The sequence below is a fragment of the Dankookia rubra genome (genome assembly GCF_004355005.1).
GTDB lineage: Bacteria > Pseudomonadota > Alphaproteobacteria > Acetobacterales > Acetobacteraceae > Paracraurococcus > Paracraurococcus ruber_A.
The window spans coordinates 328935-352047 of the sequence record NZ_SMSJ01000001.1 but is presented as its reverse complement, the minus strand read 5'-3'; the positions used below and the strand labels follow the sequence as shown (position 1 = coordinate 352047).

General features: G+C 71.1%; 21 protein-coding genes. 10 read left to right on the top strand and 11 right to left on the bottom strand.

The window, feature by feature from the left end; all coding sequences use genetic code 11:
* The first annotated feature begins 68 nt into the window (after positions 1-68).
* Entirely contained in the window at positions 69-2288 is a 2220-nt protein-coding gene (locus tag E2C06_RS01675; protein WP_133286828.1) for a glycosyltransferase, read from the top strand.
* Positions 2289-2336: 48 nt separating this feature from the next.
* Here E2C06_RS01675 and E2C06_RS01670 read toward each other — a convergent pair whose 3' ends face one another.
* The 5 genes from E2C06_RS01670 to E2C06_RS01650 are packed head-to-tail and all read right to left on the bottom strand — an operon-like array spanning position 2337 to position 6966.
* Positions 2337-4091, bottom strand: coding sequence for a polysaccharide biosynthesis/export family protein (locus tag E2C06_RS01670; protein ID WP_133286827.1), 1755 nt, complete (start codon positions 4089-4091; stop codon positions 2337-2339).
* The gene (locus E2C06_RS01665; protein ID WP_133286826.1) at positions 4081-5280 is read right to left on the bottom strand and encodes a capsule biosynthesis protein; all 1200 of its coding nucleotides are present in this window, start codon (positions 5278-5280) and stop codon (positions 4081-4083) included. Before E2C06_RS01665 ends, E2C06_RS01670 begins: the two co-directional genes overlap by 11 nt.
* Complete coding sequence (locus tag E2C06_RS01660; RefSeq protein ID WP_133286825.1) at positions 5237-5884, bottom strand: ABC transporter ATP-binding protein; 648 nt, start codon at positions 5882-5884, stop codon at positions 5237-5239. Before E2C06_RS01660 ends, E2C06_RS01665 begins: the two co-directional genes overlap by 44 nt.
* A gap of 6 nt (positions 5885-5890) precedes the next feature.
* Complete coding sequence (locus E2C06_RS01655; protein WP_133286824.1) at positions 5891-6688, bottom strand: ABC transporter permease; 798 nt, start codon at positions 6686-6688, stop codon at positions 5891-5893.
* Positions 6685-6966, bottom strand: a complete 282-nt coding sequence (locus tag E2C06_RS01650) for a DVU3141 family protein (protein WP_241671067.1) — start codon at positions 6964-6966, stop codon at positions 6685-6687. The genes E2C06_RS01655 and E2C06_RS01650 overlap by 4 nt, the downstream gene beginning before the upstream one ends.
* 332 nt (positions 6967-7298) lie before the next feature.
* Between E2C06_RS01650 and E2C06_RS01645 the strand changes: the two genes are divergently transcribed.
* From E2C06_RS01645 to E2C06_RS40190, 7 genes are all read left to right on the top strand, one after another.
* A complete protein-coding gene (locus tag E2C06_RS01645; RefSeq protein ID WP_133286822.1) occupies positions 7299-9020 on the top strand; it encodes a capsular polysaccharide export protein, LipB/KpsS family in 1722 nt (573 codons plus the stop codon).
* A gap of 220 nt (positions 9021-9240) precedes the next feature.
* Entirely contained in the window at positions 9241-10872 is a 1632-nt protein-coding gene (locus E2C06_RS01640) for an ABC transporter substrate-binding protein (RefSeq protein ID WP_241671066.1), read from the top strand.
* Positions 10869-11843 (top strand): ABC transporter permease, encoded by a 975-nt coding sequence (locus E2C06_RS01635; RefSeq protein ID WP_133286821.1) that lies wholly within the window; start codon positions 10869-10871, stop codon positions 11841-11843. The genes E2C06_RS01640 and E2C06_RS01635 overlap by 4 nt, the downstream gene beginning before the upstream one ends.
* Positions 11840-12766: an ABC transporter permease gene (locus E2C06_RS01630; protein ID WP_133286820.1), complete on the top strand. Its 927-nt coding sequence runs from the start codon at positions 11840-11842 to the stop codon at positions 12764-12766. The genes E2C06_RS01635 and E2C06_RS01630 overlap by 4 nt, the downstream gene beginning before the upstream one ends.
* A gap of 5 nt (positions 12767-12771) precedes the next feature.
* On the top strand, positions 12772-13770 hold the full coding sequence (locus tag E2C06_RS01625) for an ABC transporter ATP-binding protein (protein WP_133286819.1): 999 nt from the start codon (positions 12772-12774) through the stop codon (positions 13768-13770).
* 22 nt (positions 13771-13792) lie between these two features.
* Positions 13793-14830, top strand: coding sequence for an ABC transporter ATP-binding protein (locus tag E2C06_RS01620; RefSeq protein WP_133286818.1), 1038 nt, complete (start codon positions 13793-13795; stop codon positions 14828-14830).
* On the top strand, positions 14827-14949 hold the full coding sequence (locus E2C06_RS40190) for a hypothetical protein (protein WP_277751775.1): 123 nt from the start codon (positions 14827-14829) through the stop codon (positions 14947-14949). The genes E2C06_RS01620 and E2C06_RS40190 overlap by 4 nt, the downstream gene beginning before the upstream one ends.
* A 4-nt stretch (positions 14950-14953) precedes the next feature.
* Here the strand turns inward: E2C06_RS40190 and E2C06_RS01615 are convergent, their stop codons facing one another.
* From E2C06_RS01615 to E2C06_RS01590, 6 genes are all read right to left on the bottom strand, one after another.
* On the bottom strand, positions 14954-16144 hold the full coding sequence (locus E2C06_RS01615; protein WP_133286817.1) for an MFS transporter: 1191 nt from the start codon (positions 16142-16144) through the stop codon (positions 14954-14956).
* A 23-nt stretch (positions 16145-16167) separates the two neighbouring features.
* The gene (locus E2C06_RS01610; protein WP_241671076.1) at positions 16168-16980 is read right to left on the bottom strand and encodes an NAD kinase; all 813 of its coding nucleotides are present in this window, start codon (positions 16978-16980) and stop codon (positions 16168-16170) included.
* Between the two features lie 16 nt (positions 16981-16996).
* Positions 16997-17842, bottom strand: coding sequence for a carbon-nitrogen hydrolase family protein (locus E2C06_RS01605; protein WP_133286816.1), 846 nt, complete (start codon positions 17840-17842; stop codon positions 16997-16999).
* A 63-nt stretch (positions 17843-17905) separates the two neighbouring features.
* On the bottom strand, positions 17906-18295 hold the full coding sequence (locus tag E2C06_RS01600; RefSeq protein ID WP_133286815.1) for a hypothetical protein: 390 nt from the start codon (positions 18293-18295) through the stop codon (positions 17906-17908).
* 49 nt (positions 18296-18344) lie between these two features.
* A complete protein-coding gene (moaA, locus tag E2C06_RS01595) occupies positions 18345-19337 on the bottom strand; it encodes a GTP 3',8-cyclase MoaA (protein ID WP_241671065.1) in 993 nt (330 codons plus the stop codon).
* Positions 19338-19451: 114 nt separating this feature from the next.
* Positions 19452-19628 (bottom strand): DUF3553 domain-containing protein, encoded by a 177-nt coding sequence (locus E2C06_RS01590; RefSeq protein ID WP_241671064.1) that lies wholly within the window; start codon positions 19626-19628, stop codon positions 19452-19454.
* Positions 19629-19814: 186 nt separating this feature from the next.
* Between E2C06_RS01590 and E2C06_RS01585 the strand changes: the two genes are divergently transcribed.
* Together E2C06_RS01585 and E2C06_RS01580 are read left to right on the top strand one after the other, a co-directional pair.
* The gene (locus E2C06_RS01585; protein WP_165982145.1) at positions 19815-20441 is read left to right on the top strand and encodes a histidine phosphotransferase family protein; all 627 of its coding nucleotides are present in this window, start codon (positions 19815-19817) and stop codon (positions 20439-20441) included.
* 94 nt (positions 20442-20535) lie between these two features.
* On the top strand, positions 20536-23112 hold the full coding sequence (locus tag E2C06_RS01580; RefSeq protein ID WP_133286812.1) for a hybrid sensor histidine kinase/response regulator: 2577 nt from the start codon (positions 20536-20538) through the stop codon (positions 23110-23112).
* Position 23113 lies beyond the last annotated feature (1 nt).

Here is a 23113-nt window from a genome sequence, read left to right as displayed (position 1 = left end):
CACCGGTCAACGGCCGGGTTATTTTCCGCCAGATTGCCGTTCGCAGGACGAACCCCCAGGATTCTCGGATGGACATGCAACCCCAGGACACCGACCCGCAAGGCGGCCCGTCCGATGCGGACCGGCTGGTCGGGGAGGGCGACCGGCTGCGGGACCGCCGCGCCTGGGCTGATGCCGCGGAGGCCTATGGCCAGTACCTCCGCCTGCGGCCGGCGGACGGCGCGATCTGGATCCAGTACGGCCATTGCCTGAAGGAATCCGGCGATCCCAAGGGCGCGCTGCTCTGCTACCGCGAGGCGGAGAAGCTGCAGCCCGGCGACAGCGACCTGCAGCTGCAGATCGGCCACGCGCTGAAGCTCCTCGGCCGGGCGGAGGAGGCGCTCGGCGCCTATGCGATGGCGCTGAGCCTCGACCCCGGCAATGTCGATGCCCGGCGCGAGCTGCTGGGCGACGACGCCTTCGCCGCCCCGCCGCCCCCCGAGCCCGTGCCCGTGCCGCCGCCGCCGCCCGCCGTGGCGCCGCCGCCCGGGACGCCCGCGGGCGCCGTCACCGGCGCGCCACTGGTCTTCGATGCCTCGGACCTGTTCGACTACTTCCGCCACAACCGGGCGCCGACCGGTATCCAGCGCGTCCAGCTCAACATCATCCGCGAGGCCCTGCAGCATGTCGCCGACCGGCTCGTCTCGGTGGCCGCCTTCGACCCGGCCAGCGGCGACTGGAAGGCGGTGCCGGCGGCGCTGTTCCTCGACCTCGCCCGGCTTTCCGCCACCGCGACCGACACCGCGGAGACTGACTGGACCGCCGCGGTCGCCGCGATGGGGCAGGCACTGCGGACCGGCCCGGCGCTCGACTTCGCCGCCGGCAGCGCACTGGTCAATCTCGGCACCTCCTGGTGGATCCCCGACTACCTGCGCCGGGTGCGGGAGGCCAAGGCGCGGCACGGCATTCGCTACGTTCCCTTCCTGCACGACTGCATTCCGTTGCTGGTGCCGGAGCATTGCGCCGAGGGGCTGGTCGACGAATTCGCCCGCTGGTTCGCCGGACTCTGCCTGCATGCCGATGCGGTGCTGACCAATTCCGATTGCACGAGGGCGGATTTCGAGCGGTTGCAGCGCGCCCTGCTGCCCGGCACCGCCATCGCCTGCCGCACCGTGCCGCTCGATGGCCAGCCCGACGCCGTCCCGCCCGGCCCTTTGCCGGCGCCGCTCCGCGACGGCCGCCGCTTCGTCCTCTCGGTCGGCACCATCGAATCGCGCAAGAACCACCTGCTGGTCTTCCAGGCTTGGCTGACCCTGGTGCGCCGGCACGGCGCGGAGGCGGTTCCGGACCTGGTCTGCGTCGGCAAGCTGGGCTGGCTGGCGGAGGAGGCGCTGCGGCTGCATGCCCGCTCCCCCATTCTGCGCGCGAAGGTCCACCTGCTGCACGACGTGCCGGACACCGTGCTGGCGGCGCTCTACCGTGACTGCCTGTTCACCCTCTACAACAGCTTCTACGAGGGCTGGGGCCTCCCGGTCACCGAGAGCCTGGCGCATGGCAAGGTGCCGCTGGTGCCGGAGCATTCGGGCCTGCGCGAGTCGGGCGCCGCGGGCGCCGTCTTCTTCGCCCCGAACAGCGAGCCCGAACTCGTGGCGCAGATCTGGCGGCTGAGCAGCGAAGACGCGCACCGGGCGGCGCTGGAAGCAGGCATTGCCGGGCGGCTGCGGCTGCGGAGCTGGTCCGGAATCGCGGCGCAGGTGGTGCGCGATACGTCCGCGGACGCGGCGCCCGGCCTGCCGGCGCCGCTCGCCCGGGTGCCGCTGCGGCTCGGCCAGGCACATGCCCTGGGCCTGCTGGCGGGGCCGGAGCCTGTGCTGGCCATGGCCATCGCCGATGCCCTGCGGGAGGGCCTTGGCTGGTCGCCCGCCGAGGCCTGGGGCGCCTGGGCCAGGCCGGGCGAGAGCCGGCTGCGCCTGCCCCTGCCGGCCGGGGCGGCCGATACGGCGCTGCGGGTCTACCTGGAGATCCAGGCGCCGGCCGAGCCGGCGGCCTTCGTGCTGCGCGCGTGGCGGGAGGGTGGACCGCCGCCGGTGGCGCTGCGCCAGGACGCCGGACCGGCGGAGCGGCTTTTTGCGCTCCTCACCGTGCCGGCGGGCGGGGCGGACGAGCTGGTGGTGTCGATCGACGGCGCCTATGCGGCGCCGATCGGTGCGGCGCAGGTGGGGGTCTGCAGCCTGATGGTGTGCCGCACCGACGACCATGCGGCGCGGCTTGACTACCTGGAAAGCCGGGCGCTGGCGCGGCTGCCCTGAAGGCTGGCCCGAGACGGGGAGGGGCGGCGCAAGCGCCGTCCCTGGACGCTACAGGAAGATCCGGGTCGCCACCGCGATCTGGTAGATCAGCCCGAGTAGGTCGCTGCCGATCTGGAAAACCTTGGGGTCAAGCTTCGGAAGGGCGATCAGCTCGTCGCCCGGCCGCGGCAGTTCCGCCGGGTCGAGCACCAGCTCGCCGCTCGGCCGCCGGATCATCAGGGAGCTGTCGTTGCCGCGTGGACCGTAGCCGCCGGCCGCCCTGATATAGTCGGCAAGCTTCATCTCCGGCCGCCAGACCACGGCGCGCGGCGCCGTCACCTCGCCGGCGACCAGCACGGTCTGCGACTTCTCGGGGATGACGACGACGTCGCCATCCTCGAGCCGCACCGGGGCGCAGTGGCCGGCATTATCGACCACCACCAGCCGGCCTTCCGGCTGGGTGCGACGGGCGCGCTGGATGTAGGAAGAGACGAGGTTGGCCTCCGAGGCGCGGATCGCCGCGACGCCGGTGGTCGGCGAGACCGCGAGGAAGAGCTGCCGCTCGAGCCGGTCCAGTGCCTCGTCGATGGCCCGGCGCTGCTGCTGCGCGACCGAGGTCCGCAGCAGGAAGACCGAGCGGGTATCCGCCAGCACCGGGTCGACCGCGATATAGTCCAGCAACTGGCAGAGCTGCGCGTCCCGGTCGGCGACCAGAACCGAAGGGCCGATCCGGCTGCCCTCGACCGTGACGCGCACCGTGCGGGCCGGGCTGTCGGTGATGAAGGTGACGGTGTCCTGGTCCTGCAGGGTCAGGTTGGGCAGTTCCGCCAGCGTTGCGTAGCGGGAGAAGGGCTGGCCGCCGCGGGTGCCCTTCAACACCGCATTGGTGGCGGAGGGCAGGGGGCGGGCATAGTCGAGCAGCTCCCGCCCGGTCATGGCGCGGCCGGGCACCTCGAACATGTAGTTGTTGCGCACCGCACCATCGGCACCGACCACGGCGCGCTGCCGGGCGACGACCAGCGTGTCGCCCTCCTGCAGCCTGATCTGCGGCAGGCGCCCCTCGATCAGGAAACGGTAGAGATCCACAGTGGCAACGGTGCGGCCGCCGCGCTGCACGGTGATCTCGCGGTACGAACCACGCCCGGGATCGACGCCGCCGGCGCGGACCAGGAAGTCCACGACGCTGTCGGCGGCCGAGCCGGCGAAGCGGCCGGGGGTGCGGACGAAGCCGGTGACGAAAACGCCGATGCGCTGGGTCGACAGCAGCACGGCGTAGACCTGCACCTGATTGGTATAGACCTTCTGCACCTCGGCCTCGACCGTCCGCTGGAGGTCGCCGGCGCGGGTGCCGGCGACGCGGATCGGGCCGATATTCGGCAGGAAGAGCATGCCGGAGGGATCGACCTGGCCGACGACCTCGGCTTCCACCGCCCCCCAGACCCGCACCGAGACGCGGTCGCCGGGGATGAGAACATAGTTCGGGTTGGGCGCGTCGGAGACCGCCGTCGCCTCCCGCGTGAAGAGCGAAGCACCGAAGACCGCGGTGGCGCCGGCGACGCGGCTCCCGTCGCCGAGCGGGCCGACCGCGACCGGGCCGCCCTCGGATTGGGTTTCCGTCCCGGTGCGGTTCAGCACGCGGTCCGGCCCGACCAGGCTCGGCAGCGCCTGCGTCACGCCCTCCGAGGGCGTGAGAGGTGCGCCAGGCCTTGGCCCGAGCAGCGTGTTGGTCTGCATCTGCTGCAGCAGCTGGAAGGGGCTCTGCGCCGCGGCGCCGCCCGCGGCCAGCAGCCCGGCGGCAATCAGGAAGCCAAGCTTACGATGCATGTTCGCGCATTCCCGCGATGAGCAGCCAGGCCAGGCCATAGGCCACGGAAAGGCAGGCGAAGATGTACAGGATGGACAGGGTGGCCTTGGGGTAGCGGGCGTATTCCGCCAAGTTTGGTTCCACCACGCGCAGCAGGAAGATCTGCTGCCGCTGCGCATCGCCGATCGCCCGCTCGAGCGAGGCGGCGGCCGAGGCGAGCTGCGCGCGGGCCAGTTCCTGCTCGACGCCGAGCCGCTCGTACTCGCCGACCTGCTGCGAGACGCCGTTGCTGCCGTCGCCCAGCCGGCGGCGCTCCTCGGCAATCTGAATGGCGAGGCCCTCGGCCCGATTGCGCAGCTGCAGCAGCCGCGGGTGGTCGGCGCGGGTGAAGCGCTGCGCCTCGGCCAGATCGGCCCGGGCCTGGGCCAGCGCGCCTTCCAGCTTGCCGATATTCTCCAGCGAATAGCCGGCGGATCGGGTCGGGTCGACGGCGCGGGCGCGCTCACGGAAGCTGCCGACCGCGAGCTGGGCAGCGGTCAGCCGAGCCTCGGCCCGCGCCACCTCGTCGCGCGCCACGCGCAACCCGTCCTCCTGCAGCCGGCGATTCAGCAAGTTCACCAACTCTTCCGACAGGGTCAGGAGATGGCGGGCGATGGCCTGGCTGTCCTCCGGCCGGAAGCTGCGGACCCGCAGCGCGGTAATGCCGCTGGTGCTGTCGTATTCCGCCGAGGCCATGCGGCGGAAATAGTCGAGCAGCCGCTCGGCGGTCGGGACTTCCCACCAGAGCCGGGCGATGGGGTCGGCCTCCGGCCGGCGGAAGATCTCGACCAGCGGCAGTCGCTGGCGCAACGCGGTGACGGCGTCGTGCGACTGCAGGTAGTCCCGCACGCCCACGGCGTCCTCGGAGGCCGGCTTGAAGCCCGCGCTCTGCGCCATCTCCGCCATGGCGCCACCGGCGCCGCCGCCACCGGAGCGGCCGCGGACGATGAATCGGGCCTCCGACTCGAATTGCGGCGCGGCAATGCCGAACAGATAGACGGCGGCCAGCGCGGTCGGCAGCAGCACGGTCACCGAATAGGCGTTGCGCTTCACGAAGCGGCGCAGGCGCGCCGCCAGCCCAGGCATCGCCACCGGCCCCGACCAGCTGGCGGGGTCGAGCGCGGCCTCAGGCATCCCGGTAGGCGGCGATTGCTTCGTCCAGATCGTCATAGCGGGTCAACCTACCATCCTGGAGGATTGCTGCGGTCTTGCAGAAGGCCCGCACGGTTTCGGCCTGATGAGATACCAGCAGCAGGGCGCTGCGGGCATTGAGGTCGGCAAGCGCGCCGCGCGCCCGTTCGGCGAAGCGGCTGTCGCCGACCGCGATCGCCTCATCCACCAGGTAGCAGTCGAAATGCACCGCGAGCGAGAGCGCGAAGCCCAGCCTCACGACCATGCCGGAGGAGTAGGTGCGCACAGGCATGCGGAAATAGCTGCCGAGATCGGCGAAGTCCTCGACGAACTGCACCGTTTCCTTGATCGGCTTGTCGTAGATGCGGGCGATGAAGCGGGCATTGTCGGCGCCGGAGATGCTGTAGTGCATGGCGCCGGCAAAGCCGAGCGGCCAGGACACGCTCATCCGCCGCTCGATCCGGCCGTTGTTGGGATGCTCGACCCCGGCGATCAGCCGCAGCAGCGTGGTCTTGCCGGCGCCGTTGCGGCCGAGGATGCCAACCTTCTCGCCGGGGGCGAAGGTGATGTTGACGCCGCGCAGCACTTCCTTGGCGCCGAAATGCGTGTGGTAGCTCTTGTGGACATCCAGCAGGCGGATCATCGCGGGTCAGACGACCAGGTGCCGGCGTGCCTTGCGCAGCGCCGCCATGCCAAGCAGGTTCAGCGCCGCCGCCCAGGCCACGACGAAGGGGATGTCGTAGGTCGTCGGCACCGCCGTGCCGTAGAGCCCGTGCCGCACCAGCTCGAAGCAATGGACCGTGGGGATGGTCAGCGCCGCCGCCTGCAGGTCGCTCGGCAGCCAGAACACCATGAAGAAGGCGCCGGTCAGCCCCATGAACAGGTAGGTCGCCAAGTGGGTGATGCGGTCGAACAGCTCGGTGTAGACGCTGCCCGCGGCGACCAGGAAGGCGATGCCCTGCGCCAGGGCAAGCATCAGCACCATGCCGAGCACGATCAGTCCCGGCTCCCGCGGCCAGTCGCCGATCACCGCACCGAACAGCGCGAGATAGGCCATCAATGCCATGCCGACCGCGGCGAATTCCAGCAGGTGGCGGGACAGCATGATGTCAAGCACGGTGACCTGCCGGTGGTAGAGCAGCGACTGGTTGCCGGCGATCCCGACCGGGGCGCGGTTCACGATGCCGCGGAACAGGTAGAAGGGGATGTAGCCGACGACCCAGAAAACGAAGGGGTTGAGCCCTCCCGGCAGGCTGTGGCCGGAGGCGAGGTGCAGCGCGCCGATCGCGCCGCCGAGCAGCATCGGTTCGAGGAACAGCCAGATGTAGCCGAGATTGTCGCGGCCGAACCGAGTGCCCATCTCCCGGAGCGTCAGCGCGCCGACGACCCGCATCTGGATCCGGAAGCAGGTCCAGAGGCTGGCCTGCGGGCCGAGAACGTCGCTCACGGCCGCAGCGCGCCGCTTCCCAGCAGCAGCGGCCGCGCGGCGACCCACTGGCCCTCGGATTGGCAGAGCAGGCGGGCCTGGCCGGCGGTGCCGGCGCCAAGGATCACCTCCCGGCAATCCCGGCCGCTTGCGGCGGCATAGGCGCGCACCACGCGGGCCTCGGTCGTCCGGCCATCGGCCAGCATCACCGTGCCGGCCTGCCCGGGCGGCATCGAACCGACGAACCGGCCGAGCGGATCCTGCTGCGCCACGCTGGGTGGCGGAGCGGCGGCAGGCATCGCGGCTTGCCGATCCGCGCCGCAACTGGCGAGGAGGAGCACGACGCCGAGCAGGGCAAGCGGAGTGGAAGTGCCTGGGGCGGGACGCACGGAGGCGCCCGAGACGAAAATCATGTGTTCGCAGCCTCCGCTGCTTCCTCTACCAAATAGTGAGTGAGGAGCAACCCAATTCCTACAAACGTTAGGGAACCTTTCCGAATAGCGTGTTCCGGATGACCTGGATTGACGGCGATACTGCGCAGTGGTCCCGCCCCGGACGACGTCCGGTCGGCCCGCCACAGCTTAGCGCGGCGAAGCTTGACACTTTCTTCCCGGATGGTGGACGGCCCGGCGTGCTGGACGAGGGGCTCTTCCGGGCGCCGCGCTTCGGTGCGGCCTGGGCGCCCGTCGCCCTGCTCACCGTGCCGCTGGCCGAGGCGGTTGGGGCCGGGCTGGCCGGCGATGGTGCGGATGCCGCGGCCCGCGGCGCGGCGCGGGCGGTCATGGCGCAGCTGCGCGCGGCGCGGGTCGGCGGGGCGCCGGGCCTGGCCGATCCGGGACCCGCAGGGCTCGGCCTGCCGGCACGCGGGGCGGTGCTGCTGCTCGATCCCGGCGACCCGGCCAGGGCCGCAGCGGCGCGCGGCCTGCTTGCGGCACTGGCCGGCCGGCCCGTGCTGGTCGCGCTGGACCCAGATGCGCCGCCGGGCGCCGCGCCGGTGCTGGCCGCTGCGGGCGCGGCCGTGCTCCCCGGACGTCTCGCCCCCTGGACGCTGCTCGACTTGGCGGCCGAGTTGCACACCCTCTCGCCCGGCATGGCGCTGCTGGCCGGGGCGGCCGGGGTGCCGGTGCGGCTCGACGGCGCCGCGCCCTGGGGCGGCGCGGCGCCGGAGGCCGCCTTCGCCGCGCTGCTGGCCGCGACCCGCTGGGCCGATCCCTTCCGCGACCGGCCCTGGACGGCGGCGGAGGGGATCGCGCAGCTCGAGGCCTGGCGGCGGGTTGAGGCGGCGAACCGCCGCATCGTCGCCTGCACCGGCATCGAATGGTTCAAGCACCGTGCCATGCTGGCGGCGCTCGCCAGCCAGTCCGGCCCGCCGCGGATCGTCATGCGCGGCTCGACCGCCCTGCGACTGGCACGGCAGGCCGGCGGAGATGCCGCGGTCTGGGCCGCGGTGATGCCGCGCGACCTGCCGGCGCGCGCGGCCGCGGCTGGGGTCGGGCTGGTGCGGATCGAGGACGGATTCCTCCGCTCCGCCGGGCTCGGCGTGCAGGGCGCGCGGGCCGCCGCCCTGGTGCTCGACGGCAGCGGTATCCACTACGATCCCTCGACCCCGAGCGACCTGGAGCGGCTGCTGGCCGAGACCGACTTCGATGCCGCGCTGCTGGGCCGCGCCGCCCGGCTGCGCGCGGCCATCGTCGCTGCGGGGGTCACCAAGTACAACCTGACCGGGACGGCGGAGCTGCCTCCGCTGCCGCCGGGGAAGCGGGTGATCCTGGTGCCCGGTCAGGTGGAGGACGATGCCGCGGTCCGCCAGGGTGGCAGCCGGCTGCGCACCAATCTCGGCCTGCTGCGGGCGGTGCGGGCGACAAACCCGGATGCCGTCATCCTGTTCAAGCCGCATCCCGACGTGCAGGCCGGCATGCGCCGCGGCGCGGTGCCGGAGGCCGGGATGCTCGCCGACCACGTGCTGCGCGACCTGCCGATCGGCCCGCTCTATGCGCTGGCGCAGGAGGTCCATTGCCTGTCGAGCCTGGCGGGGTTCGAGGCGCTGTTGCGCGGCCTTCGCGTGGTCACCTGGGGACGACCCTTCTATGCCGGCTGGGGCCTGACCGAGGATTGCGACCCGCCGCCGCGGCGCGGCCGGGCACTGTCCCTCGATGCGCTGGTGGCTGGCGCGCTGATCCTGCACCAGCGCTGCATCGATCCGCGGAGCGGACTGCCCTGCCCGCCGGAACTGCTGGTCGAACGCCTGGCCGCGCCGCGCAGCGCGGCGCCGGCGCCACGGGTACCGGCGCCGCTGCGGGCGCTGGTCGCGCGCTGGTCCCGGGCCATGGCGGGCTGGTGGGCGGCACGCTGACGCGGCGCGCGGGACGGCGTGACGGTGCGGGCACCTCGATCTGCGATGGCAACAACGGGCCGCGCCGAGTTGTTGTTCGAACCGGGCGCATCTCGCCGTGGCCGGGACCGTCCTGGCGCCCATCGCGGCATGCTCTGGCGCCGGCTTGGGCAAACCGGCGGCGTCCCGGTTCAGGTCACGCCCGCGGCCTCGTCCGGCCGCTGGCAGGGGCAGGGGCGGGATGCTAGCGTCGCCCGGCTGGGGCTTCTGGGGAATGAAAATGGGCTGGTGCTTCCGCGCGGCGCAAGGCGCCGCGGTCTTGGCATTCTCGCTGGTTGCCGCACCGGTCGGCTGGGCCCAGACGCTGACCATGGGTGTCGGCGCGCCCGTGACCTCGATCGATCCGCACTACCACCAGCTTTCGCCCAACACCGCCGTGGCGCACATGATCTTCAGCGGCCTGACGACGACGGATGGGCATGCCCGCGTGATCCCCGACCTGGCCGAGAGCTGGAAGGCGATCGACGCGACCACCTGGGAGTTCAAGCTGCGGCCCGGCGTGCGCTTTCACAACGGCAGCGAGTTCACGGCCGAGGACGTCGCCTTCACCTTCGCCCGCGTCCCGAACGTGCCGAACTCGCCCTCCTCCTACGCCATCTACACGCGGCCGATCCGCGAGGTGCAGGTGGTCGATGCGCATACGCTGCGGCTGAAGACCGCGGTGCCCTATCCGCTGATGCCAACCGATCTTGCCAGCGTCATGATCCTCGACCGCGAAACGCATGCGCAGGCGACCACCGAGGGCTTCAATGCCGGACCCATGGCGGTCGGCACCGGGCCGTTCCGCATGATCAGCCACCGCAACGGCGACCGCATCGAGTTCGAGCGCAGCGACAACTATTTCGGCGCGCGTCCGGCCTGGCAGCGGGTGAACTACCGCATGATCACCAACGACGCCGCGCGCACCGCGGCGCTGCTGGCCGGCGACGTCGAGATCATCGACCAGGTGCCGACCAGCGACCTGGCGAAGCTGCGCAACGACCAGCGCTTGGCTTTGTCAGAGATCACCGGGCTCCGGCTGATCTATCTCAGCTTCGACCATTCGCGTACCGACTCCTCGCCCTTCGTGACCGACAATGACGGCAAGCCGCTGCCCGCCAACCCGCTGAAGGACGCCCGGGTGCGCCGCGCCCTGTCGATGGCGATCGACCGCAACGCCATTGTCGAGCGGGTGATGGAAGGGGCGGCGATCCCGGCCGGCCAGTTCCTGCCGGAAGGGTCCTTTTCCTACGTGCCGGACCTGACGCCTACCCGCTTCGATACCGAAGGCGCGAAGCGGCTGCTGGCCGAGGCGGGCTTCCCGCAGGGCTTCCGCATCACCCTGCACGGGCCGAACGACCGCTATCCGAACGACAGCCGCATCATCCAGGCGATCGGCCAGATGTGGACGCGCGCCGGCGTGCGCACGGCGGTCGAGGCGCAGCCCTGGACCACCTTCGTCGCCCGCGCCGGGCGGCAGGACCTGTCGAGCTTCCTGATCGGCTGGGGCACCTCCTCGGGCGAGGGATCCAACCCTTTGCGGAACCTGACCGCCACCTTCGACCGCGACAAGGGTTACGGCGCGTCCAACCGCGGCCGCTATTCGAACCCGGAGATGGATCGCGTGCTGGACCAGGCGATGCGCGAGCTGGACGACGCGAAACGGGAGGCGTTGCTGCAGCAGGCGACCAGGATCGTCTTCGAGGATGTCGGCATCCTGCCGCTGCATATCCAGAAGAACACCTGGGCGATGCGGAAGGGGCTGGCGCATGACCCCCGGGCGGACGAGCTGACCCGGGCGCATGATGTCCGCCCGGCGAGTGCCGCGAAGTGACCGTTTTCCTGCTCCGCCGCCTGTTGCAGGCGGCCGGCGTCGTGCTGGTGATGTCGCTGCTGGTCTTCCTCGGCGTCTATGCCATTGGCGATCCGATCGAGATCCTGATCAGTCCCGAGGCCGACCAGATCGAGCGCGAGCGGGCCATCAAGGCGCTCGGGCTCGACCTGCCGCTCTGGCAGCAATACCTGGTCTTCCTCGGCAATGCGCTGCGCGGCGACCTCGGCCGCAGCTTCGTCTTCAACGAGCCGGCACTGCGGCTGATCCTCGACCGCATGCCGGCGACGCTGGAACTAGCGATCGGCGCCACCCTCGCCGCACTGATCATCGGCCTGCCGCTCGGGCTCTATGCCGGGCTGCGGCCAAGCTCGCCGGTCTCGAAGGGGATCCTGGCGGGCAGCATCCTCGGCTTCTCGCTGCCGACCTTCTGGGTCGGGCTGATGCTGATCATGGTCTTCGCCGTGCAGCTCGGCTGGCTGCCGAGCACCGGGAGGGGCGAGACGGTGACCATCCTCGGCATGCGCTGGTCCTTCCTGACGCGCGACGGGCTGGCGCACATGCTGATGCCGGCGCTGAACCTCAGCCTGTTCAAGATCAGCCTGGTCATCCGCCTGACCCGCGCCGGGGTGCGGGAGACGATGCTGATGGACTACGTGAAATTCGCCCGCGCCAAGGGGCTCTCGCCGGCGCGGATCACCTTTATCCATGTCTTCAAGAACATCCTGATTCCGGTCGTCACTGTGGTCGGCCTGGAATTCGGCGGCACCATCGCCTTCTCGGTGGTCACGGAAAGCGTGTTCGCCTGGCCGGGGATGGGCAAGCTGATCATCGACAGCATCAACGTGCTCGACCGGCCGGTGATGGTCGCCTACCTGATGATCATCGTGCTGATGTTCATCACCATCAACCTATTGGTCGACATCACCTATTCGCTGCTCGATCCCCGTGTCCGGCTGGAGGGCAAGTCATGAGCACCACCACCGCCGGCGCGCCCCCCGCCGCCGTCCCGCCGGCGGCGCGGGTGGAGACTCCCTTCCGCCGCTTCGTCTCGGAATTCGCCGCCTCCCGCCTCGCGCTCTTCGGCCTGGTGCTCTTCTGCATCATCGTGCTGGTCGCCGTCCTCGCGCCCTGGATCGCGCCGCAGAACCCCTACGACTTGGCACAGCTCGACATCATGGACGGGCGGCTCGAGCCGGGCAGCGTCGGCGGAAGCGGCATCACCTATTGGCTCGGCACCGACGACCAGGGCCGGGACATGCTGTCCGGCATCATGTACGGCCTCCGCATCTCGCTGACGGTCGGCGCCGGCTCGGCGATCCTCGCCTGCCTGGTCGGCGCCTCGCTCGGGATGCTGGCGGCCTATGCCGGCGGGCGTACCGACAGCCTGATCATGCGGCTGGTCGACCTGCAGCTCTCTTTTCCGGCGATCCTCGCGGCGCTTATGATTCTCGCCTTTCTCGGCAAAGGCATCCTGAACGTCGTCATTGCTCTGGTGGTGGTGGAATGGGCCTACTACGCCCGCACCGTCCGCGGCTCGGCGCTGGTCGAGCGGCGGCGGGAGTATATCGAGGCGGCGCAGTGCCTGGCGCTGCCGACCCACCGCATCATCTTCCGCCACCTGCTGCCGAACTGCCTGCCGCCGCTGATCGTCGTCGGTACCATGCAGGTGGCGCGCGCCATCGCGCTGGAGGCGACGCTGAGCTTCCTCGGCCTCGGCGTGCCGATCACCGAGCCCTCGCTCGGCCTGCTGATTGCCAATGGCTATGAATACATGCTGTCGGGCAAATACTGGATCAGCTTCTATCCGGGGATCGCGCTGCTGGTGACCATTGTCTCGATCAACCTCGTCGGGGATCAATTGCGCGACGTGCTGAACCCGAGGCTGAAGAAGTGAGCGCGGTGCCGGCATCCGCGGCGCCGGGGGCGCCGACGCTTGAGGTGCGCAACCTGCGGACGCATTTCCTCACCCGTGCCGGCGTGGTGAAGGCGGTGGACGACGTGTCCTTCACCGTCCGAAGCGGCAAGGTGCTCGGCTTGGTCGGCGAAAGCGGCTCGGGCAAGTCGGTCACCGGATTCTCCATTCTCGGCCTGGTGGATCCGCCCGGCCGCATCGTGGGCGGCCAGATCCTGTTCAAGGGGCAGGACCTGGCGACGCTGTCCGAAGAGGCGATGCGCAAGCTGCGCGGCAACCGGATCGCCATGATCTTCCAGGACCCGATGATGACGCTGAACCCGGTCCTGCGCATCGATACCCAGATGATCGAGACCGTCCTCGCCCATGCCAGGGTGAGCCGGGAGGAGGCTCGGCAGCGTGCCCGCGACGCGCTCGGCCAGGTCGGCATCGCCAGCCCGGACGAACGCCTGCGCTCCTACCCGCACCAGTTTTCCGGCGGCATGCGGCAGCGGGTCGCCATCGCCATCGCCCTGCTGCACAAGCCGGACGTCATCGTCGCCGATGAGCCAACCACCGCGCTCGACGTCACCATCCAGGGGCAGATCCTGGCGGAGGCGCAGAAGCTCTGCGCCCAGACCGGCACCGCGCTGGTCTGGATCACCCACGACCTTTCGGTCGTCGCCGGCCTCGCCGACGACATCGCGGTGATGTATGCCGGCAAAGTGGTGGAGAACGGGCCGGTCGAGCAGGTGCTCGACGCACCGCTGCACCCCTATACGCTCGGGCTGATCGGCAGCGTGCCGAGCCGCAACCGGCGCGGCGAGCCGTTGCGGCAGATCCCCGGCATGACCCCATCGATGCTGAACCTGCCGGCCGGCTGCGCCTTCCGCGCCCGCTGCCCGCGCGCCGAGGCGCGCTGCGCCGAGCCGCCACCCTTTGCGGAATACCGCCCCGGCCGCTTCGCCCGCTGCATCCACCCGCATGAGGAGGCGGTGGCCGCATGAGCATCGTGCCGGAGGCGCGTCAATGAGTGCCGTTCTCGAAGCACCCCGCGCCGCCGCGCAGGGCAGCGTCCCGATCATCGAACTGCGCGGCGTATCGAAGCGCTTCTCCAACCCGCTCGACTTCGCCGGCCGGCTGGTCAAGCGGCTCGGCGTCAAGGTGCGGGAGGACGTGGTGCATGCCGTCGACGGCGTCGACCTCAGCGTCCGGAAGGGCGAGGTGGTCGGGCTGGTCGGCGAGAGCGGCTGCGGCAAGTCCACCCTCGGCCGCATGGTCGCCGGCATCATGCCGCCCTCGGACGGCCAAGTCGTCTGGCGCGGTCAGGACCTTACCAAGCTTTCCGGCGCCGACGCGAAGCGCGCCAAGCTGCGCACGCAGATGATCTTCCAGGACCCCTATGCCTCGCTCAACCCGCGGTTGAAGGTGGCGGAGATCGTCGGCGAGGCGCCGCAATACCACGGCCTCGTGCCGCGCGGCGGGCTGGAGGCCTATGTCGACGACCAGCTCCGCCGGGCCGGGCTCGATCCCTCGCTGAAGCGCCGCTACCCCCACCAGTTCAGTGGCGGCCAGCGGCAGCGCATCGGCATCGCCCGCGCGCTCGCGGTGCAGCCGGATTTCCTGGTCTGCGACGAGGCGGTGGCGGCGCTCGACGTTTCGATCCAGGCCCAGATTCTCAACCTCTTCATGAAGCTGCGGCGGGAGCTCGACCTCACCTATCTCTTCATCAGCCACGACCTCGGCGTGGTTGAGCACCTGAGCGACCGCGTGGTGATCATGTATCTCGGCCGGGTGGTCGAGGAGGCGCCCTCCGAGGAGGTCTTTGCCCGCCCCAACCACCCCTATACCCGCGCCCTGCTGGCCGAGGTGCCGCGGATCGAGGCGCGCAAGCGAGTCTTTGCCGGGGTGCAGGGGGAGATTCCCTCGCCGCTGAACCCGCCCAGCGGCTGCCACTTCCACCCCCGTTGCCCCTTCGCCTTCGACCGCTGCAGGGCCGAGCGGCCGGCACTGAAGCAGGTGGCGCCGGGGCACCGCAGCGCATGCCACCTGAACGACGCGGCATGAGGCGCGCGGTCGTCCTGCTGCTGCTCGCCCTCGGCGCCTGCGCCGGCGGCGGCATGAGCGGACCCTATGTCGGCGGCGCGGCCGGTGGCAATCTGCGGGACGGTACCCGCTCGCGCTGACGCCTCACCTGGCCCGCGCCGCGAGGGCGAAGGAGGCGGCACCGAGGCAGGCGAGCGCCACCAGCAGCCAGGGCACCGGTCCATAGCCGCCGGCGCCTTCCCAGATCAGCGCGATCAGCAGCGGCGCCGCGGTGCGCGGCACCACCGTCGCCACGCTCAGCGCGCCGGTAATGGCGCCGTAGCCCTCCCGCCCCAGGATCTCGGCGACGCCCGCGGCCCGGACGATGGTCATCAGCCCGTCGGCCACGGCCCAGCATAGGGCATAGAGCATCAGCCAGGCGATCTCCGGCGGCGCCAGCGCCAGGACCAGCATGCCGAAGGGCGTCAGCAGCGTCGCCAGCAGCCCGACGCCGCGCATGGTCACGCGCCGGCCGAGCGCGAACAGCGCCAGCCGCGCCGCCACCTGGAAAGGCCCGTGCAATGCGACGATCAGCAGCACGGAGGCCTCCGGCAGGCCACGTTCGCGCAGCAGCGGGATGGCATGCGCGCCGAGGCCGATGCCAATGAAGGCATGCGCCGCGAAGCAGCCGGCGAGGCCGAGGAAGGCCGGCCGCCGCACCGCCGCGCGCAGGCTGAAGCCGCCGTGCGGCGCGGTTGCCGGTCGGGGCGGCGGCTGCGGCAGCAGCCAGAGCGCGAGCAGGCCGGGGATCAGCTGCAGCGCCGCCAGCACCTGCAGGGCGTGGCGCCAGCCGAGCCCTTCGATCAAGGCCGCGCCGAGCGGCACGAAGATCGTCCCGGTGAAGCCGGTGATGAAGGTGATGCCGGTGATGGTGCGGCTCGGGTCACGCGCCGAGGTCACCACCACCGCCATGGCCGGACCCCAGAGCGCGGCGGCCTGCGCCAGACCCATCCCGGCCCAGAGCGCCCAATAGACCGGAAGGCTGCCGGCGAAGGACCAGACCGCCAGCAGCGCCGCGCCGAGCCAGCCGCCCCAGGCCAGAATCCGCCGCCCGCCATGCCGGTCGACATGCTGCCCGACCGGCACGGCGGCGAAGCCGGAAACCAGCATGGCGAGCGTCAGCCCGGCATTGATTGAGGCGCGCGACCAGCCGAGCTCGGCCTCCATCGGCGCGCCGAACAGCGCGAAGGTGGAAAACAGCGTGCCCCAGCCGATGGTCTGGCCGATCGCAATGCAGAGCAGCAGGCGGGTGTCGGCCGCCCGGCTCGCCGCGACGCTGTCCTCCGGTGCGGCCATGCGCTCGGCCCAGGTCCCAGCTGTCAGACGGTGAACTGTTCCGCGATGATCCGCTCGGACAGCCCGTGGTCGGGGTCGAAGAGGAGGGTCAGGCTGACCGTACGGTCCTCCCGCACCTCGACCCGGCGGACGTCGCGCACCTCGGTATAGTCGGCCACCGCCGCCACCGGGCGCTTCTCTGCCTCGAGGATCTCGAAGACCACCGCGGCATCGGATGGCAGCAGCGCGCCGCGCCAGCGCCGCGGTCGGAAGGCGGAAATCGGCGTCAGCGGCAGCAGGTTGGCGCCGAGCGGCACGATCGGCCCATGCGCCGAAAGGTTGTAGGCGGTGCTGCCCGCCGGGGTCGCCACCAGCACGCCGTCGCAGATCAGCTCCGCCAGCCGCACCTTGCCGTCGATCAGGATCCGCACCTTGGCGGCCTGGCGCGTCTCGCGCAGCAAGGAGACCTCGTTGATCGCCAGCGCCTCGGCCAGGCTGCCATCGGCGGCGGTGCTCCGCATCCGCAGCGGGTGCAGCACGGCGGCCTGGGCATCCGCCAGGCGTTCCTCCAGCCCGTCCTCCCGATAGTCGTTCATCAGGAAACCGACGCTGCCGCAGTTCATCCCGTAGACCGGGATGTTGCGGCCGAGCCAGCGGTGCTGGGTCTCCAGCATGCAGCCGTCGCCGCCGAGCGAAACGATCGCCGCGGCCTGCTCCGTCGGCACCTCGCCATAGCGGGCCACCAGCCGGGCGCGGGCCGCTGAGGCCACCTCGGTCGCCGCAGCGTGGAAGGCGATGCGACCGCGGACATCCACGGGCTGCAGCGCCGCCGGCTGCGGGAAGGGCACCGGCGACACCTCGTTCACGCGGGCGTCACAGCGCGACCGGCCTGGCGTCCCGATGTTCCAGCACCGGCATGTCCCGCCTGACCCGCGCGGTCACGGTGGGGTCGATCCGCGCGGTCGCCCAGCCGATCCCGTCCGAGGCCTTGGCGACCACATGCCCCCAGGGGTCGGCGACCAGCGAATGGCCGTATACCGAGCGCTGCGCCCCGCGTTCCTCGTACTGCCCGGTCGAGGCGGCGGCGAGGATCCAGCACTGGCTCTCGATCGCCCTGGCCCGCAGCAGGACCTCCCAGTGGTCCTTGCCGGTCTGCAGGGTGAAGTTGGAAGGAACGAAGATCGCCTCCGCCCCGAGCTTCCGCAGCGCCAGGTATTCCTCGGCGAAGCGGATGTCGTAGCAGATGGTGCAGCCGAAGGTGATGCCGCCGGCTGCGAAAGTCACCAGCCCGTCGCCGGCGCCGTAGAGCGCGCTCTCCTTGTAGCCGGTGCCGTCCGGCCCGGTGATGTCGAAGAGGTGGATCTTGCGGTAGCGGGCGACCTCGCTGCCCGCGGGGTCGAAGACGACGGTGGTGTTGAAAAGCTTCTCCGCGCCGTCCTCGATCATCGAGCCGCCATGGACATGAATGCCATGGGTCCGTGCCAAGCCGCGCAGCATCTCGTAGGCCGCACCGCCCGGCTCGCCGGAGCCCTGGGGCGGCAGGACCTCGGCGGCCGCCTTCCGGCTGTCCCGCCCGCCGCCGAGATTGGTCCAGGTTTCCGGCAGGGTGACGAGGCCCGGCCGGTCGGCCTCGACCGCCGCCTCGATCAGCCGGCGTGCCTGGGCCAGGTTGGCGGCCTTGTCGGACCCTTGGTTCATCTGGATGACGCTGACGCGCATGCCTTCCTCCCGCAGGCCCGCACTAAGCCCCTTCGCCGCGCGGGCGGCAAGCTGCCCGACGGGTCAGCGCCTGCCGTCGCCCGGCCAGTCCACCCGCGGCTCGGAGCGGCCGCCGCGGCCTTCCGGCCAGGCGGCCGGCGGCGGCACGGGTGGGGTGATGCGGGGATCCTCCTCGACGGCGCGGGGGGCACGGCTCGGCAACTCGACCCAGTCCTCGGTCACCGCCCGGCGCGGCGCGCCCGAGAGCTGCAGCGAGAGGCTGCGGATCTCGGCCTGCAGCTCGTCGAGTTGCGCCTCGATCGAATCGAGCCGGCCCTTCAGCCCGAAGACGCTGAACGGCATCAGCAGATAGGCCAACCCAACCAGCAGCAGGAGGAGCAGGGCAATGAGCCCGGTCCAGTCCGGCAGGCCGGGGATGGCAAGCCGTGATGCGAGATCCTGCAGCAGGCCCATGCGCGCTCCACCTTGCCATGCACGACCGGGGTAGGCACCCCGGCGCAAATCAGCCGCCGGTGACGCTCATGTGCCGCCCGACGGAGGGCCGGTTATGGCGCCGGTCGATGATGAAGTCATGCCCTTTGGGCTTGCGGGCGATCGCCGCCTCAATCGCCGCCCGCAACGCGGCATCGTCAACCGAAGGGTCGCGCAGCAGCGGGCGGAAATCCGCCGCGTCGTCCTGCCCGAGGCACATGTAGAGCGTGCCGGTGCAGGTCAGCCGAACCCGGTTACAGCTTTCGCAGAAATTATGGGTCATCGGCGTGATAAAGCCGAGCCGCCGACCCGTCTCCTTCACCGTGTAGTACCGGGCCGGGCCGCCGGTGCGGTAGTCGGTGTCCTCTAGTGTCCAGTGCTCGCGCAGGCGGGACCGCACCAGGGACAGCGGCAAATATTGGTCGGTCCGGTCACCGGTGATGTCGCCCATCGGCATGGTCTCGATCAGGCAGAGGTCGAAGCCGTGCTCGCCGCACCAGGCCAGCATGCGGTCGTACTCGCCCTCGTTCACGCCCTTCAGCGCCACGGCGTTGATCTTGACGGCCAGGCCAGCCGCCTTGGCGGCGAAGATGCCGTCCAGCACCTTCTCGATCTCGCCCCAGCGGGTCGCGGCCTTGAAGGCGGCGGGGTCCAGCGTGTCGAGCGAGACGTTGATCCGGCGCACGCCGGCGCCGTAGAGGTCTTCCGCCATATGGGCTAGCTGGGTGCCATTGGTGGTGACCGTCAGCTCCTTCAGCCCGCCCCCCCCGAGCCGGCCGCCCAGGCTGCGGAACAGCGAGATCACGTTCTTCCGCACCAGCGGCTCCCCGCCCGTGAGGCGGATCTTCTCCACGCCATGGCCGATGAAGGCACCGCAGAGCCGGTCCAGCTCCTCGAGCGTCAGGACCTCCCGCTTCGGCAAGAAGGTCATGTCCTCCGCCATGCAGTAGACGCAGCGAAGGTCGCAGCGGTCGGTGACCGAGACGCGAAGGTAGGAGATCCGTCGGCCGAACGGATCGATCATGGACGACATTCCCGGATGCGGATGTTGGTGCGTTGCCGGCATTTGGTCCGCATCCCCCCGCTGCCGCAAGCCCCCGGGGCGCCGCGGCCGGCGCGGGGCTGACCTGTTCCAGGCTCAGGACCGGCTGTCGACGATTTCCAGCTCGACCAGGGCGGCGTTGATCAGCAGCTTGCCGGCATTCTCGAAGTTCACCGTGATCCGGTCGCCGATCACCGATTGGACCTGGCCTTCGCCCCAGTCCGGGCGGTCCGGGTGCCGTACGCGCATGCCGGGCTCGATCAGGCTGGGCACGAAATCCTGGTCCTTCGCAGAGATGAAACGAATCGTTAACGCCCTCTATTCTACAACGGATCGCGTTCACGCCTGAACGCCGCTCCGCCTTAGCTCGTTGTTTTCAGGGCAGATTTATGTTTCCGGGCGGTCACGCCCGGCCGCTCTCTGATCCAGCTCGAACACCCGCCCGACAGGATGCGGCCCATGTGCGTGGACGCCCAGCTAGCCCCAACCCTCGCCGCCACCCTCGCCGCCCGGCTCTGCCACGACCTCGGCGGCGCCGTCGGCACGCTCGCCGGCACCCTCGACCTGCTGGGGGAGGCGGATGCGGAGATGCTCGTCTTGGCGCGGGAAACCGCGGAGACCCTGCGCCAACGCCTCCGCCTCTTTGCCGTTGCCTGGGGCGGGGCGGCGGCGGATGCGGATGCCGCTAGCCTCGGGCCGCTGCTGGCGGCCTCGCCCGCCGCGTCGCGCGTCGGCTTCCGGCTCGACCACCTCTGGCCCGGGTCCGAGTTGCCCGCCGCGCTGGTGCCGCTGGCGCTGAACGCGGCGCTGCTGGGGGCGGAGGGCTTGCCGCGCGGCGGCTCGGTGACGCTCGCCGGATCGCCGGCGGAGGGGCTGGTGGTCGGCCTCGAGGGTCGCGACGCCGCCTGGCCGGCGAGCCTGCTAGCCTTGCTCGGCGGCGGCACGGCCGAGGCCGCGCTGCGCGAAGGGCCGCGCCGGGTGCTGGCGCCGCTGCTGCTGGCCCTGGCGACGGAAGCCGGCTGGGCGGTTTCCCTGGCCCAGGGAACGGACCCGGGTTCGCCGCTCCTGCTGCTGGGTCCCGGCTGAGGCGCCGCGCGCCGCTTTACCGAATCTTCGTCCCCACCCCGGCATCCTGGCGCGACACCCTGCGCCGATCCGGGCGCCCCAGCGGGGAACGAGAATGGACGACCTGCTCGCCGACTTCCTGACCGAGACATCCGAGGGGCTGGTCGCGCTCGACGCCGCATTGGTGCGGCTGGAACGCGTGCCGGAGGATGCCGCGACCCTCTCCGAGGTGTTCCGGATCGTGCATACCATCAAGGGGACCTGCGGGTTCCTCGGCCTGCCGCGGCTGGAGCACGTGGCCCATGCGGCGGAGAACGTGCTCGGCCGCTATCGCGACGGCACCCGCCCGGTTACCCAGCAGGGCATCTCGCTCATCCTCGCCGCGCTCGACCGGATCCGCGCCATCGTCACCGGCCTGGAGACCACCGGCGCCGAGCCGGCGGGCGACGACGCGCCGCTGACCGCGCGACTGGACGCCGAAGCCGAGGGCCACGCCGCGCCGCCGCCCGCCGCTCGACCGCCCGCCGCACCGGCATCCGTCGCACAGGCCCATGCAGCCGTCGCCGAGCCCGAGGCCGAGCTGCCTGTCGGCAGCCCTGGGGGCGAACCGGGCGCCGACCCCGGCGGCGCAGCAACCGGCGGCAACGCGCCGCCACAGACCATCCGTGTCTCGGTCGACGTGCTCGAAGACCTGATGATGCTGGTCTCCGAACTGGTGCTGACTCGCAACCAGCTGCTGCAGCTCGCCCGCAGCCAGGGAGACAATGCCTTCGCCGTGCCGCTGCAGCGGCTGTCGCACATCACCACCGACCTGCAGGAGGGGGTGATGAAGACCCGCATGCAGCCGATCGGCAATGCCTGGGCCAAGCTGCCGCGGCTGGTGCGGGACCTCGGCGTCGAACTGGGCAAGAAGATCACCCTCGAGATGCGCGGCGCAGACACCGAACTCGACCGCCAGGTGCTCGAGCTGATCAAGGACCCGCTGACCCACATGGTCCGCAATTCCGGCGACCATGGGCTGGAACGGCCAGCGGACCGGGTTGCCGCAGGCAAGCCGGAGGCCGGCCGCATCCTGCTGAACGCGCGGCACGAGGGCGGGCATATCCTGATCGAGATCGGTGACGACGGCCGCGGGCTGAGCGTCGAGAAGATCCGCCAGAAGGTCCTGGCGCAGGGCTTGGCGACCGAGGCCGAGCTGGCCGGCATGCCGGAGCGGGACATCCACCGCTTCATCTTCCGCCCGGGCTTCTCCACCGCCGCCGCGGTCACTGCGGTCTCCGGCCGCGGGGTCGGTATGGACGTGGTGAAGACCAATATGGAACGCATCGGCGGGACCATCGACATCCGCTCGCGCGAAGGCCACGGCACGACCTTCATCATCAAGATTCCTCTGACGCTGGCCATCGTCTCTGCTCTGATCGTCGAGGCTGGCGGCGAGCGCTTCGCCATCCCGCAGATCGGCGTGGTCGAGCTGGTGCGCGTCGGCGGCGAGGGCACGGCGCAGATCGAGCGCATCAAGGATGCGGCGGTGCTGCGGCTGCGCGACCGGTTGCTGCCGCTGGTCAACCTGGCCGGGGTGCTGCAGCTGGACAGCAAGGCAGCGGATGGCAGCGGCTTCGTCGTGGTCACCCAGGTCGGCGGCCATATCTTCGGCATCATCGTCGACCGCGTGTTCGACACCGAGGAGATCGTGGTGAAGCCGGTCGCGCCGATCCTGCGCCACGTGACCATGTTCGGCGGCAATACCATCCTCGGCGACGGCAGCGTCATCATGATCCTCGACGCCAACGGCATCGCCCGCGCCTGCGGCCTCGGCGCCGAGGCGGGGGAGGCGGAGCCGGAACGCGATGCCGGCCGGCCGGCGCACCTGCTGCGCTCCGACGCCACCACCGCGCTGCTGCTGTTCCACGCCGGGGAGGGCGCGCCGAAGGCGGTGCCGCTCGGCCTCGTCGCCCGGCTCGAGGACGTCGAGCGCGAGCGCATCGAGGTCGCCGGCGGCCGGCCGCTGGTGCAGTACCGCGGACAGCTGATGCCGCTGGTGCCGCTGTCCGGCCACTGGGACGCCGATTCCATGCCGGCACGGCAGCCGGTGCTGGTGTTCAGCGACGGCGACCGCGCCATGGGCCTGATGGTCGACAGCATCCTCGACGTGGTCGAGGAGCGCCTGGTGGTGGACGGCGCCGGGGAACGGGCGGGCTATCTCGGCAGCATCGTCGTCGCCGGCAAGGTGACCGAGCTGCTCGACACCGCCTGGTGGCTGCGCCAGGCCGGGGAGGACTGGTTCGGCCCGGCCGCCTCGAAGCCGGTCGGCGAGGCACGCCGCGTCCTGCTGGTCGAGGACAGCGCCTTCTTCCGCAACCTGGTCGTCCCGGCGCTGGGCGCCGCCGGTTATGTCGTCACCGCGGTCGCCGATGCCGCCGAGGCGCTGCGGCTGCGCGATGCCGGCGCCGGATTCGATGCGATCCTGTCCGACATCACCATGCCAGGGATGGACGGCTTCGCTTTGGCGCGCGCGCTGCGGGCGGAGGGCTCCTGGCGCGACCTGCCGCTGGTCGCGCTGACCGGCCGGGCGGGTCCGGAGGATGTCGAGCGCGGCCGCGAGGCCGGCTTCACCGACTACGTGCCGAAATTCGACCGCGCCGCGCTGCTCGACAGCCTGGCGCAATGCCTCGGCGTGCCGGTCGGCAGCTGAG

Excerpts from the sequence above, each read along its gene's own strand:
- E2C06_RS01675 (WP_133286828.1), top strand. The coding sequence starts at position 69 with ATGGACATGCAACCCCAGGACACCGACCCGCAAGGCGGCCCGTCCGAT.
- E2C06_RS01670 (WP_133286827.1), bottom strand. The coding sequence starts at position 4,091 with ATGCATCGTAAGCTTGGCTTCCTGATTGCCGCCGGGCTGCTGGCCGCG.
- E2C06_RS01665 (WP_133286826.1), bottom strand. The coding sequence starts at position 5,280 with ATGACGATCTGGACGAAGCAATCGCCGCCTACCGGGATGCCTGAGGCC.
- E2C06_RS01660 (WP_133286825.1), bottom strand. The coding sequence starts at position 5,884 with ATGATCCGCCTGCTGGATGTCCACAAGAGCTACCACACGCATTTCGGC.
- E2C06_RS01650 (WP_241671067.1), bottom strand. The coding sequence starts at position 6,966 with ATGCCTGCCGCCGCTCCGCCACCCAGCGTGGCGCAGCAGGATCCGCTC.
- E2C06_RS01640 (WP_241671066.1), top strand. The coding sequence starts at position 9,241 with ATGCTAGCGTCGCCCGGCTGGGGCTTCTGGGGAATGAAAATGGGCTGG.
- E2C06_RS01630 (WP_133286820.1), top strand. The coding sequence starts at position 11,840 with ATGAGCACCACCACCGCCGGCGCGCCCCCCGCCGCCGTCCCGCCGGCG.
- E2C06_RS01620 (WP_133286818.1), top strand. The coding sequence starts at position 13,793 with ATGAGTGCCGTTCTCGAAGCACCCCGCGCCGCCGCGCAGGGCAGCGTC.
- E2C06_RS40190 (WP_277751775.1), top strand. The coding sequence starts at position 14,827 with ATGAGGCGCGCGGTCGTCCTGCTGCTGCTCGCCCTCGGCGCCTGCGCC.
- E2C06_RS01615 (WP_133286817.1), bottom strand. The coding sequence starts at position 16,144 with ATGGCCGCACCGGAGGACAGCGTCGCGGCGAGCCGGGCGGCCGACACC.
- E2C06_RS01605 (WP_133286816.1), bottom strand. The coding sequence starts at position 17,842 with ATGCGCGTCAGCGTCATCCAGATGAACCAAGGGTCCGACAAGGCCGCC.
- E2C06_RS01600 (WP_133286815.1), bottom strand. The coding sequence starts at position 18,295 with ATGGGCCTGCTGCAGGATCTCGCATCACGGCTTGCCATCCCCGGCCTG.
- moaA (WP_241671065.1), bottom strand. The coding sequence starts at position 19,337 with ATGATCGATCCGTTCGGCCGACGGATCTCCTACCTTCGCGTCTCGGTC.
- E2C06_RS01585 (WP_165982145.1), top strand. The coding sequence starts at position 19,815 with ATGTGCGTGGACGCCCAGCTAGCCCCAACCCTCGCCGCCACCCTCGCC.
- E2C06_RS01580 (WP_133286812.1), top strand. The coding sequence starts at position 20,536 with ATGGACGACCTGCTCGCCGACTTCCTGACCGAGACATCCGAGGGGCTG.